Consider the following 11,899-nt stretch of genomic DNA (forward strand, 5'->3'; position numbering starts at 1 on the left):
TTCCGTAAAAAATTAATATAAATATATTTTGAATTATATCACAAATTTAAAAAAAGCAAAAGCACACCATTCTTATACTTAAGAATGGTGTAAAATTTAATTATAACAAATATATGAATATATAATTAAGAAAATTTTTTTTAATTTTGTCGAAAACTCTTGATATTTATTGAATATACTTAATTTTAGGTATATTTTTAATATGATAGAGGTGGATAATAATTATGGAAAAAATAATTCAAGAACTAGTAAATACTTTAACAGATGATCAATTTTTAGAATTTTATGAAAAAGTCAAACAACAAGCAGAATTAATAAAAAAACAAAAACGTTTAAATGAAATTGATCAAAAATTTAGAGCACAAGGTATTAAATGCCCTAAATGTGAATCTTACCATTGCGTTAAAAATGGACATAATTCAGAAGGAAAACAAAAATATTTATGTAAAAATTGCCGTGCAAGTTTTGACGCTTTTCGTAATCATTTTATTTATTGAAGTCATTTAAATTATGAACAATGAAATTTATTGATTCAAATTTCATTGCTGGGGCAATCTAGTAAAACAATTTCTCGTTTTATTAAAACTACATTAAAAACTGCTTGATATAATCGTCAAAAATTAATGAAATCAAAACAATTAGAAAATACCCAATTAAAATTTAAAAAATTATCTGGTAAAATCCAAATCGATGAAACATTTATTAAAGAAATCCATAAAGGAAATTTCAAATATAAAACTGATCCACGAAGAATTCACCTTGACCCATTCGCAACTAATACTAAATGTTGTATTCAAATGGCAATTGATAATAATAACAATATTTATGTTAAATCCACAAACACCAAACGTTTACAAAAACAATGAGTTATTGAAAATATGAACAAAGAATTAATTAACGAAAATTCAATTATTACTTCTGATATGCAAAAATTATATTTTTTAGTAGCAAAACAAACAAATTCTACTTTATGTGTAACTAAAACAACAACTAATCCTGAAGCTAGTTATCGTAACTTAAATAAAATCAGTAAATTACAATCTAGTCTTAAAGAAGCCTTAATTCATTATCATGGTTTAGGTTTTACTAATATTCAAAATTATTTAAATAGACTTCTTGCAAAATTAATATGATAATTATAATTTTTAAATTTAAAATAAATATAAAAGTGTTATTAAAATAATTTTTAGATTATTTTTACAAATATTTTGTCATTAAAACATAATAAAAATTATTATTTACAATAAAAAAAGACTGAAATTTTAAATTATCAAATATATTTAAACTAATAGTTGTAAATTATAAATTGAAGCTATTAAATTAAATCTTAAAGCAAATCTTTTTCTACGATTTCGATATTTTTCACTAATAATTTTAAATTTTTTAAGTATAGCAAAAACATTTTCAATAACAATTCTCATTTTTGAAATTCGCTCATTATTTTGCTTTTCTTCTTTATTTAAAGGGTTTTTCTTTGATTTTCTTTTAGGAATTAAAACATTATGATTAATTTTTTGTATGCCTTGATAACCTAAATCCACTAAAACAGTTGTTTCTGGTAAAAATTTAATTTTTGAATCTTTTAAAATTTTAAAGTCATGGTTTTTACCATAAGAAAAATCAGAACTAATAATTTTTTTACTATCTTTTTCAATTATAACTTGTGTTTTTATTGTGTGTTTTTTCTTTTTTCCTGAGTAGTGCTGTTTTTGTCTTTTTTTGGGCGTTGGATTTGGCTTTCAGTTACATCAATTATAACAGTCTTATCTTTGAAATAATCTTTTAATAGTGATTTTTGACCAGTAAGTTGTTGAAAATTAGGGTGTTTTATTAAAGTGTCTTCAATTCATTTGATATTTCTATAACAACTACTTTCACTAATATCATAACTTTTTGCAATATGAAAATAAGTTCTATATTCTCTTCAATATTCTAAAGTCATTAAAATACGATTTTCTAATGATAATTTATTGGTTCTTCCGCGACGAAATCTCTTTTTTAATTCTTCTATTTTTAAAATTTCTAGCATTTTATTAAAAGTAGTATGTTTAATACCAGTTAATCTTAAAAAATTTTTATCACTTATTTGATTATTTTTTTTAAATTTCATTTAAATTCCACCTTTTTATTAAAAACAACAATTCAATTATATTTTAAATTAATTTTGCAAGAAGTCTAATCTCTGAAAATGAAAATACCAACATAAGGGTTTAACTCCAAACCAACAAACAGCGGTATTATATTTTAATGTATAAAAAAGTTAAAGTAAAAATAGTAATTTTACATAAAAGCCTTTTAAAATTATCAAGTTGATGATTTTTTTTATTTTATCAAGAGTTTTCGACAAAATTAAAGATTTTTTTCAGTTTATTGAATACTAAAATTTGTTAAAGTTACTATCAAGAAAGGTAATTTATTATGTTAAAAATTAATAATAATGTAAAAACCTCAGAAAACAAGCATTGGTTTAGTTTATTTATAACCCATAAAAATATGTACACCAACAAATGTGAACAATTAGCTAATGAATATGAAAAATTAGATGAAGACTTATATAAATATCATTATCGGTTAAAACAAGGTTATAAAGTAGTTCATTTTGCTTGAAGAACAATTATTACAATTTTTGGTGAAGTTGTTTTTAAACGACGCCGATATAAATATTGAAATCAAAAATTAGGGAAATTTGAATATGTATGTTTATTAGATAAAGAAATTGGTTTATTGCCTAAACAACGCATTTATTTTGATGTTCAATTTAAAGTTTTAAGTCTTTTGGGTGATGGTAAACGCTATCGTGATGTTTTAGATGCTCTAAATCATTGTTATATTTCAAAAGCTAGTATTTCAAGCATTTTAAATAAATATGATATTGCTGAATATTTTCAACTAGCAGAAAAAGAAACTAAAACTAGAATTGATATCAAAAATAAGGATTTATATATTCAACTAGATGAGACATTTTTAGCAACATTAGACCATAAAGTTAAACAAGACCAAAGAATTCGTTTAGTTACTTTTCATACCGGACATAAAGAAAAAAATTACAAACATGCTCGTAGAGAATTAGAAAACAAACGAGGTCATTTTCTAATGTTAAAAGTTGGTAAACGAATAAATACGATGAATTATCGTGATTTATTAATTAAGGAATTACAAAAATATTATGTAAATATTAATTATGACAAAATAATTGTTTGTGGCGATGGTGATACTTGAATTAGAGAAATTGCCAATAGTTTTGGTAATGTTAGATATATTTTAGATGGTTATCATGCTATTAAAAAATTAAAACAAACTGCATTTAATATTATTTTTGAAAATCGCAAAGTAGCACTAAATAGTTGAATTAAATTATATAAGGATGGAAATCATCAAGAATTAATCAAAAACATTCGTAATGTTGCTAAAAATGAATTAAATAAAGATATTAAAACAAAGTTAAGGAAGGCGAGTAATTATTTCAGTAATAATAAACATGGTATTCCTCATCAAAATTTAGAATGAAATATTGGTTGTAGCATTGAAAGTGATGTGTCACATTTGGTAAAACAACAATTAGGATATGGGGCAAAAATATATAATCATAAGAATTTAAATAACTTATTACATTTAAGAATGGCAAATTTAAACAAATTAAATGTATTACATTAGACTTCTTGCAAAATTAATATGATAATTATAATTTTTAAATTTAAAATAAATATAAAAGTGTTATTAAAATAATTTTTAGATTATTTTTACAAATATTTTGTCATTAAAACATAATAAAAATTATTATTTACAATAAAAAAAGACTGAAATTTTAAATTATCAAATGAGCCTGTCCAAAATTCTGTGTCTCGATAATTCATTCTGAATTATACTTAAAAGAAGGAGAACAGAAAATGACAAAAAAAAATAAAAAAAGAACCTGACGCAATTGATAAAGTTGTTGATTATTTTTTAGAAAATATTGATAATCCACAAGATTTATTTAAAGGCAATACTATTTTTCAGGAATTTACCAAAAAATTAACTGAACGAATGTTAAATACGGAAATTAAAGATTATCTTGAAACTGATGAGAATCATAATAAAAGAAATGGCAACACACAAAAAACCATTATTACTAAAAATGGTTCAATCGCAATTGATGTACCAAGAGATCGAAATAGTACTTTTGAACCAGTAATTATTCCAAAAAGACAAAGAAGATTTGATAACTTTGATCAAAAAGTAATTTCTTTATATGCAAGAGGAATGACAATTTCTGATATCAAAGCACAATTGCAAGAATTCTATCACGGAGCAGAAATTTCAGAAAGTTTAATTAGTCAAATAACTGATGATGTTATTGAAGAAGTTAAAATGTGACAAACTAAACCTTTAGAGAAGATTTATCCGATTGTTTATTTTGATTGTATTGTTGTTAAAGTAAAGCAAGATAAACGAATAATAAATAAAGCAGTTTATCTTGCCTTAGGAATTAATTTAGATGGTTTAAAAGATATTTTAGGAATGTGAATTAGTGAGAATGAGGGAGCCAAATTTTGACTTAATAATCTTACGGAAATGAAAAATCGTGGCTTACAAGATATTCTTGTTGCTTGTAGTGATAATTTAACTGGGATGTCTGATGCAATAGAAGCTGTTTTCCCAAAAACACAGCATCAATTATGCATTGTTCATCAAATTCGCAATAGTTTAAAATTTGTTCCTTACAAAGATCGCAAACTTGTAGCTAATGATTTAAAATCAATTTATACAGCAATTAATGAAGAAATAGCGTTAATTGCTTTAGATCATTTTTCAGAAAAATGAAATAAAAAGTATCCACAAATTACTAAATCATGAAAAAATAACTGAAATAATTTAATAATTTTTCTTGAATATCCTCAGGAATTTAGAAGAATTATTTACACAACTAATGCGATTGAATCTGTTAATAGTCAATTAAGAAAAGTCATTAAGAATAAAAAGATTTTTCCTAATGACGCATCAGTTTTTAAAATATTTTATTTAGCATTTCAAAATATGGTTAAGAAATGAACGATGCCAATTCAAAATTGGGGTAGTGCAATTTCACATTTAATGATAAAATTTGAGGACAGAGTGAATTTAAGTTAATTACTTAGAGACACAGTTAATTGTACAGTCCCTATCAAATATATTTAAACTAATAGTTGTAAATTATAAATTGAAGCTATTAAATTAAATCTTAAAGCAAATCTTTTTCTACGATTTCGATATTTTTCACTAATAATTTTAAATTTTTTAAGTATAGCAAAAACATTTTCAATAACAATTCTCATTTTTGAAATTCGCTCATTATTTTGCTTTTCTTCTTTATTTAAAGGGTTTTTCTTTGATTTTCTTTTAGGAATTAAAACATTATGATTAATTTTTTGTATGCCTTGATAACCTAAATCCACTAAAACAGTTGTTTCTGGTAAAAATTTAATTTTTGAATCTTTTAAAATTTTAAAGTCATGGTTTTTACCATAAGAAAAATCAGAACTAATAATTTTTTTACTATCTTTTTCAATTATAACTTGTGTTTTTATTGTGTGTTTTTTCTTTTTTCCTGAGTAGTGCTGTTTTTGTCTTTTTTTGGGCGTTGGATTTGGCTTTCAGTTACATCAATTATAACAGTCTTATCTTTGAAATAATCTTTTAATAGTGATTTTTGACCAGTAAGTTGTTGAAAATTAGGGTGTTTTATTAAAGTGTCTTCAATTCATTTGATATTTCTATAACACCTACTTTCACTAATATCATAACTTTTTGCAATATGAAAATAAGTTCTATATTCTCTTCAATATTCTAAAGTCATTAAAATACGATTTTCTAATGATAATTTATTGGTTCTTCCGCGACGAAATCTCTTTTTTAATTCTTCTATTTTTAAAATTTCTAGCATTTTATTAAAAGTAGTATGTTTAATACCAGTTAATCTTAAAAAATTTTTATCACTTATTTGATTATTTTTTTTAAATTTCATTTAAATTCCACCTTTTTATTAAAAACAACAATTCAATTATATTTTAAATTAATTTTGCAAGAAGTCTATTACATTAATGAAAATATTAATTCAGAAATAGAAATCAGAAAAGAAATATATAAAAGTTCATTATGAAATAAATATAATAGATTTGGTACATAACCTTTAATTTTATCTACTATTTTGATAATATTATTTCCTAGGTGAAGTACAAATGTTAGATAAATACAAAGACGAAAACGAATTTTATAGTTTAATAGGCATAAAATATAAAACTTTCATGAAAATGGTAGAAATTTTAAAAGAAGGTGAAGCTAAACAAAAACAAATTGGTGGTAGACCAAATAAATTATCAATAGAGCAAAGATTACTTATGACTTTAGAATACTGAAAAGAATATAGTACATATCGTATTATTGCAAAAAAATATAATATTAGTCATGTTAGTTGTATTCGTAATATCTTTTGAGTTGAAAATACTCTAATAAAAAATAGTCACTTTCATATACCTGGCAAAAAGATATTATTAGAAAATAAGGGTACTACTAATAATTTATTAGCAATTGATGCTACAGAAATTCCAATTGAAAGAATTAAAAAAAACTAAAATTATTATTTTCTGGTAAGAAAAGGCAACATTCATTAAAATCGCAAATAATTATTGATTTATTTAACAATAAAATTATTTCAGTAGATTTTTGTTATGGCAGTACTCATGATTATAAGTTATTTTTAAAATCAAATACACTTATAAATCCAAAATTAGAATTAATTGCCGATTCAGGATATCAAGGTTTGCAAAATGTTCATAAAAATACATTATTGCCAATTAAAAAGAGTAAAAATAATTTTTAATTTTGTCGAAAACTCTTGATATTTATTGAATATACTTAATTTTAGGTATATTTTTAATATGATAGAGGTGGATAATAATTATGGAAAAAATAATTCAAGAACTAGTAAATACTTTAACAGATGATCAATTTTTAGAATTTTATGAAAAAGTCAAACAACAAGCAGAATTAATAAAAAAACAAAAACGTTTAAATGAAATTGATCAAAAATTTAGAGCGCAAGGTATTAAATGCCCTAAATGTGAATCTTACCATTGCGTTAAAAATGGACATAATTCAGAAGGAAAACAAAAATATTTATGTAAAAATTGCCGTGCAAGTTTTGACGCTTTTCGTAATCATTTTATTTATTGAAGTCATTTAAATTATGAACAATGAAATTTATTGATTCAAATTTCATTGCTGGGGCAATCTAGTAAAACAATTTCTCGTTTTATTAAAACTACATTAAAAACTGCTTGATATAATCGTCAAAAATTAATGAAATCAAAACAATTAGAAAATACCCAATTAAAATTTAAAAAATTATCTGGTAAAATCCAAATCGATGAAACATTTATTAAAGAAATCCATAAAGGAAATTTCAAATATAAAACTGATCCACGAAGAATTCACCTTGACCCATTCGCAACTAATACTAAATGCTGTATTCAAATGGCAATTGATAATAATAACAATATTTATGTTAAATCCACAAACACCAAACGTTTACAAAAACAATGAGTTATTGAAAATATGAACAAAGAATTAATTAACGAAAATTCAATTATTACTTCTGATATGCAAAAATTATATTTTTTAGTAGCAAAACAAACAAATTCTACTTTATGTGTAACTAAAACAACAATTAATCCTGAAGCTAGTTATCGTAACTTAAATAAAATCAGTAAATTACAATCTAGTCTTAAAGAAGCCTTAATTCATTATCATGGTTTAGGTTTTACTAATATTCAAAATTATTTAAATCTCTGAAAATGAAAATACCAACATAAGGGTTTAACTCCAAACCAACAAACAGCGGTATTATATTTTAATGTATAAAAAAGTTAAAGTAAAAATAGTAATTTTACATAAAAGCCTTTTAAAATTATCAAGTTGATGATTTTTTTTATTTTATCAAGAGTTTTCGACAAAATTAAAAAAAATAATCCTTTAAATCCAGATAAAAAGGAATATAATAGCTTTTTAAGTAAAGTTAGAATTGTCATTGAACATGTTTTTGCTAGATTAAAAAGATTTAAAATACTAGTTTATCGTTATCGCAATAAGATTAGAAGATTTGGATTACGATTTAACTTAATTTCAGGAATATATAATTTTGAATTAAGCTAGTTATAGTTATGTACCAAGTCTAATAATAAAAATGATGATAGTTGAATTAATTATAAAGGTAATGCTGTAACAAATAAATATAATAGATTTAAGTAAGTAAAAATATAAAATTAATATATATTAGTGAAAATTTAATAATAATTAATAATTTTTTATTTTAATTTTGTCGAAAACTCTTGATATTTATTGAATAGACTTCTTGCAAAATTAATATGATAATTATAATTTTTAAATTTAAAATAAATATAAAAGTGTTATTAAAATAATTTTTAGATTATTTTTACAAATATTTTGTCATTAAAACATAATAAAAATTATTATTTACAATAAAAAAAGACTGAAATTTTAAATTATCAAATATATTTAAACTAATAGTTGTAAATTATAAATTGAAGCTATTAAATTAAATCTTAAAGCAAATCTTTTTCTACGATTTCGATATTTTTCACTAATAATTTTAAATTTTTTAAGTATAGCAAAAACATTTTCAATAACAATTCTCATTTTTGAAATTCGCTCATTATTTTGCTTTTCTTCTTTATTTAAAGGGTTTTTCTTTGATTTTCTTTTAGGAATTAAAACATTATGATTAATTTTTTGTATGCCTTGATAACCTAAATCCACTAAAACAGTTGTTTCTGGTAAAAATTTAATTTTTGAATCTTTTAAAATTTTAAAGTCATGGTTTTTACCATAAGAAAAATCAGAACTAATAATTTTTTTACTATCTTTTTCAATTATAACTTGTGTTTTTATTGTGTGTTTTTTCTTTTTTCCTGAGTAGTGCTGTTTTTGTCTTTTTTTGGGCGTTGGATTTGGCTTTCAGTTACATCAATTATAACAGTCTTATCTTTGAAATAATCTTTTAATAGTGATTTTTGACCAGTAAGTTGTTGAAAATTAGGGTGTTTTATTAAAGTGTCTTCAATTCATTTGATATTTCTATAACAACTACTTTCACTAATATCATAACTTTTTGCAATATGAAAATAAGTTCTATATTCTCTTCAATATTCTAAAGTCATTAAAATACGATTTTCTAATGATAATTTATTGGTTCTTCCGCGACGAAATCTCTTTTTTAATTCTTCTATTTTTAAAATTTCTAGCATTTTATTAAAAGTAGTATGTTTAATACCAGTTAATCTTAAAAAATTTTTATCACTTATTTGATTATTTTTTTTAAATTTCATTTAAATTCCACCTTTTTATTAAAAACAACAATTCAATTATATTTTAAATTAATTTTGCAAGAAGTCTAATATACTTAATTTTAGGTATATTTTAATATGATAGAGGTGGATAATAATTATGGAAAAAATAATTCAAGAACTAGTAAATACTTTAACAGATGATCAATTTTTAGAATTTTATGAAAAAGTCAAACAACAAGCAGAATTAATAAAAAAACAAAAACGTTTAAATGAAATTGATCAAAAATTTAGAGCACAAGGTATTAAATGCCCTAAATGTGAATCTTACCATTGCGTTAAAAATGGACATAATTCAGAAGGAAAACAAAAATATTTATGTAAAAATTGCCGTGCAAGTTTTGACGCTTTTCGTAATCATTTTATTTATTGAAGTCATTTAAATTATGAACAATGAAATTTATTGATTCAAATTTCATTGCTGGGGCAATCTAGTAAAACAATTTCTCGTTTTATTAAAACTACATTAAAAACTGCTTGATATAATCGTCAAAAATTAATGAAATCAAAACAATTAGAAAATACCCAATTAAAATTTAAAAAATTATCTGGTAAAATCCAAATCGATGAAACATTTATTAAAGAAATCCATAAAGGAAATTTCAAATATAAAACTGATCCACGAAGAATTCACCTTGACCCATTCGCAACTAATACTAAATGCTGTATTCAAATGGCAATTGATAATAATAACAATATTTATGTTAAATCCACAAACACCAAACGTTTACAAAAACAATGAGTTATTGAAAATATGAACAAAGAATTAATTAACGAAAATTCAATTATTACTTCTGATATGCAAAAATTATATTTTTTAGTAGCAAAACAAACAAATTCTACTTTATGTGTAACTAAAACAACAACTAATCCTGAAGCTAGTTATCGTAACTTAAATAAAATCAGTAAATTACAATCTAGTCTTAAAGAAGCCTTAATTCATTAGACTTCTTGCAAAATTAATATGATAATTATAATTTTTAAATTTAAAATAAATATAAAAGTGTTATTAAAATAATTTTTAGATTATTTTTACAAATATTTTGTCATTAAAACATAATAAAAATTATTAGACTTCTTGCAAAATTAATATGATAATTATAATTTTTAAATTTAAAATAAATATAAAAGTGTTATTAAAATAATTTTTAGATTATTTTTACAAATATTTTGTCATTAAAACATAATAAAAATTATTATTTACAATAAAAAAAGACTGAAATTTTAAATTATCAAATATATTTAAACTAATAGTTGTAAATTATAAATTGAAGCTATTAAATTAAATCTTAAAGCAAATCTTTTTCTACGATTTCGATATTTTTCACTAATAATTTTAAATTTTTTAAGTATAGCAAAAACATTTTCAATAACAATTCTCATTTTTGAAATTCGCTCATTATTTTGCTTTTCTTCTTTATTTAAAGGGTTTTTCTTTGATTTTCTTTTAGGAATTAAAACATTATGATTAATTTTTTGTATGCCTTGATAACCTAAATCCACTAAAACAGTTGTTTCTGGTAAAAATTTAATTTTTGAATCTTTTAAAATTTTAAAGTCATGGTTTTTACCATAAGAAAAATCAGAACTAATAATTTTTTTACTATCTTTTTCAATTATAACTTGTGTTTTTATTGTGTGTTTTTTCTTTTTTCCTGAGTAGTGCTGTTTTTGTCTTTTTTTGGGCGTTGGATTTGGCTTTCAGTTACATCAATTATAACAGTCTTATCTTTGAAATAATCTTTTAATAGTGATTTTTGACCAGTAAGTTGTTGAAAATTAGGGTGTTTTATTAAAGTGTCTTCAATTCATTTGATATTTCTATAACAACTACTTTCACTAATATCATAACTTTTTGCAATATGAAAATAAGTTCTATATTCTCTTCAATATTCTAAAGTCATTAAAATACGATTTTCTAATGATAATTTATTGGTTCTTCCGCGACGAAATCTCTTTTTTAATTCTTCTATTTTTAAAATTTCTAGCATTTTATTAAAAGTAGTATGTTTAATACCAGTTAATCTTAAAAAATTTTTATCACTTATTTGATTATTTTTTTTAAATTTCATTTAAATTCCACCTTTTTATTAAAAACAACAATTCAATTATATTTTAAATTAATTTTGCAAGAAGTCTATTATCATGGTTTAGGTTTTACTAATATTCAAAATTATTTAAATCTCTGAAAATGAAAATACCAACATAAGGGTTTAACTCCAAACCAACAAACAGCGGTATTATATTTTAATAGACTTGGTACATAACTATAACATTTTATGCCGACTAAACTATAAAATTCATTTTTATCTTTGTATTTATCTACTATTTTGATAATTATTTTTTAGATGAAATACAAATGTTAGATAAATACAAAGATAAAAATGAATTTTATAGTTTAGTCGGCATAAAATGTTATAGTTATGTACCAAGTCTAATGAATAAAAATGACAATAACAAGAAAGGCAGGCTTAGTTTAGTAATTAAATAATATAATTAGCTGATTGTTTTACTTCTTC

General features: G+C 22.2%; 18 protein-coding genes. 10 read left to right on the forward strand and 8 right to left on the reverse strand.

Translation table 4 applies throughout. The features are described from left to right. Positions 1 to 224: 224 nt before the first annotated feature. Positions 225 to 1,136, forward strand: coding sequence for an IS1/IS1595 family N-terminal zinc-binding domain-containing protein (locus AAHM82_RS04975; RefSeq protein ID WP_342264716.1), 912 nt, complete (start codon positions 225 to 227; stop codon positions 1,134 to 1,136). Positions 1,137 to 1,280: 144 nt separating this feature from the next. On the opposite strand, the gene AAHM82_RS13480 is transcribed toward AAHM82_RS04975, so the two are convergent. Together AAHM82_RS13480 and AAHM82_RS13485 are read right to left on the reverse strand one after the other, a co-directional pair. After that, entirely contained in the window at positions 1,281 to 1,673 is a 393-nt protein-coding gene (locus AAHM82_RS13480; protein ID WP_342264845.1) for a transposase family protein, read from the reverse strand. Then, positions 1,670 to 2,110 (reverse strand): transposase family protein, encoded by a 441-nt coding sequence (locus AAHM82_RS13485; RefSeq protein ID WP_342263396.1) that lies wholly within the window; start codon positions 2,108 to 2,110, stop codon positions 1,670 to 1,672. Before AAHM82_RS13485 ends, AAHM82_RS13480 begins: the two co-directional genes overlap by 4 nt. Before the next feature lie 308 nt (positions 2,111 to 2,418). Here AAHM82_RS13485 and AAHM82_RS04985 point away from each other — a divergent pair, with 308 nt between their 5' ends. Then, positions 2,419 to 3,654: an Mbov_0401 family ICE element transposase-like protein gene (locus tag AAHM82_RS04985; protein ID WP_342264717.1), complete on the forward strand. Its 1,236-nt coding sequence runs from the start codon at positions 2,419 to 2,421 to the stop codon at positions 3,652 to 3,654. Positions 3,655 to 3,900: 246 nt separating this feature from the next. Next, the gene (locus AAHM82_RS04990) at positions 3,901 to 5,109 is read left to right on the forward strand and encodes an IS256 family transposase (protein WP_425289032.1); all 1,209 of its coding nucleotides are present in this window, start codon (positions 3,901 to 3,903) and stop codon (positions 5,107 to 5,109) included. A 44-nt stretch (positions 5,110 to 5,153) separates the two neighbouring features. Here AAHM82_RS04990 and AAHM82_RS13490 read toward each other — a convergent pair whose 3' ends face one another. Together AAHM82_RS13490 and AAHM82_RS13495 are read right to left on the reverse strand one after the other, a co-directional pair. Beyond that, on the reverse strand, positions 5,154 to 5,546 hold the full coding sequence (locus AAHM82_RS13490) for a transposase family protein (protein WP_342264845.1): 393 nt from the start codon (positions 5,544 to 5,546) through the stop codon (positions 5,154 to 5,156). After that, entirely contained in the window at positions 5,543 to 5,983 is a 441-nt protein-coding gene (locus AAHM82_RS13495; protein ID WP_425289001.1) for a helix-turn-helix domain-containing protein, read from the reverse strand. Before AAHM82_RS13495 ends, AAHM82_RS13490 begins: the two co-directional genes overlap by 4 nt. Positions 5,984 to 6,197: 214 nt before the next feature. Between AAHM82_RS13495 and AAHM82_RS05000 the strand changes: the two genes are divergently transcribed. The 4 genes from AAHM82_RS05000 (at position 6,198) to AAHM82_RS05010 (ending at position 8,169) form a co-directional block, all read left to right on the forward strand. After that, the gene (locus AAHM82_RS05000; protein WP_342263426.1) at positions 6,198 to 6,590 is read left to right on the forward strand and encodes a transposase family protein; all 393 of its coding nucleotides are present in this window, start codon (positions 6,198 to 6,200) and stop codon (positions 6,588 to 6,590) included. A 5-nt stretch (positions 6,591 to 6,595) separates the two neighbouring features. Continuing rightward, complete coding sequence (locus AAHM82_RS13500; RefSeq protein WP_425289028.1) at positions 6,596 to 6,838, forward strand: transposase family protein; 243 nt, start codon at positions 6,596 to 6,598, stop codon at positions 6,836 to 6,838. 80 nt (positions 6,839 to 6,918) lie between these two features. Beyond that, complete coding sequence (locus AAHM82_RS05005; protein ID WP_342263352.1) at positions 6,919 to 7,878, forward strand: IS1/IS1595 family N-terminal zinc-binding domain-containing protein; 960 nt, start codon at positions 6,919 to 6,921, stop codon at positions 7,876 to 7,878. 57 nt (positions 7,879 to 7,935) lie between these two features. After that, positions 7,936 to 8,169 (forward strand): transposase family protein, encoded by a 234-nt coding sequence (locus AAHM82_RS05010; RefSeq protein WP_342263713.1) that lies wholly within the window; start codon positions 7,936 to 7,938, stop codon positions 8,167 to 8,169. 363 nt (positions 8,170 to 8,532) lie between these two features. Here the strand turns inward: AAHM82_RS05010 and AAHM82_RS13505 are convergent, their stop codons facing one another. Both AAHM82_RS13505 and AAHM82_RS13510 read right to left on the reverse strand, forming a co-directional pair. Further along, positions 8,533 to 8,925 (reverse strand): transposase family protein, encoded by a 393-nt coding sequence (locus tag AAHM82_RS13505; RefSeq protein ID WP_342264845.1) that lies wholly within the window; start codon positions 8,923 to 8,925, stop codon positions 8,533 to 8,535. After that, complete coding sequence (locus AAHM82_RS13510; protein ID WP_342263396.1) at positions 8,922 to 9,362, reverse strand: transposase family protein; 441 nt, start codon at positions 9,360 to 9,362, stop codon at positions 8,922 to 8,924. The genes AAHM82_RS13505 and AAHM82_RS13510 overlap by 4 nt, the downstream gene beginning before the upstream one ends. 118 nt (positions 9,363 to 9,480) lie before the next feature. Between AAHM82_RS13510 and AAHM82_RS05020 the strand changes: the two genes are divergently transcribed. Beyond that, on the forward strand, positions 9,481 to 10,326 hold the full coding sequence (locus tag AAHM82_RS05020) for an IS1/IS1595 family N-terminal zinc-binding domain-containing protein (protein WP_342264719.1): 846 nt from the start codon (positions 9,481 to 9,483) through the stop codon (positions 10,324 to 10,326). Positions 10,327 to 10,622: 296 nt separating this feature from the next. Here AAHM82_RS05020 and AAHM82_RS13515 read toward each other — a convergent pair whose 3' ends face one another. Both AAHM82_RS13515 and AAHM82_RS13520 read right to left on the reverse strand, forming a co-directional pair. Continuing rightward, a complete protein-coding gene (locus AAHM82_RS13515) occupies positions 10,623 to 11,015 on the reverse strand; it encodes a transposase family protein (RefSeq protein WP_342264845.1) in 393 nt (130 codons plus the stop codon). Continuing rightward, the gene (locus AAHM82_RS13520) at positions 11,012 to 11,452 is read right to left on the reverse strand and encodes a transposase family protein (RefSeq protein WP_342263396.1); all 441 of its coding nucleotides are present in this window, start codon (positions 11,450 to 11,452) and stop codon (positions 11,012 to 11,014) included. Before AAHM82_RS13520 ends, AAHM82_RS13515 begins: the two co-directional genes overlap by 4 nt. A gap of 54 nt (positions 11,453 to 11,506) precedes the next feature. Here AAHM82_RS13520 and AAHM82_RS05030 point away from each other — a divergent pair, with 54 nt between their 5' ends. Both AAHM82_RS05030 and AAHM82_RS05035 read left to right on the forward strand, forming a co-directional pair. Beyond that, on the forward strand, positions 11,507 to 11,647 hold the full coding sequence (locus tag AAHM82_RS05030) for a hypothetical protein (protein WP_342264720.1): 141 nt from the start codon (positions 11,507 to 11,509) through the stop codon (positions 11,645 to 11,647). Positions 11,648 to 11,739: 92 nt separating this feature from the next. Then, entirely contained in the window at positions 11,740 to 11,871 is a 132-nt protein-coding gene (locus AAHM82_RS05035; RefSeq protein WP_342264721.1) for a hypothetical protein, read from the forward strand. The last annotated feature ends 28 nt before the right edge of the window (positions 11,872 to 11,899 follow it).

Source organism: Spiroplasma endosymbiont of Clivina fossor, from assembly GCF_964031115.1.
In the GTDB taxonomy this organism is placed as follows: domain Bacteria; phylum Bacillota_I; class Bacilli_A; order Mycoplasmatales; family Nriv7; genus Nriv7.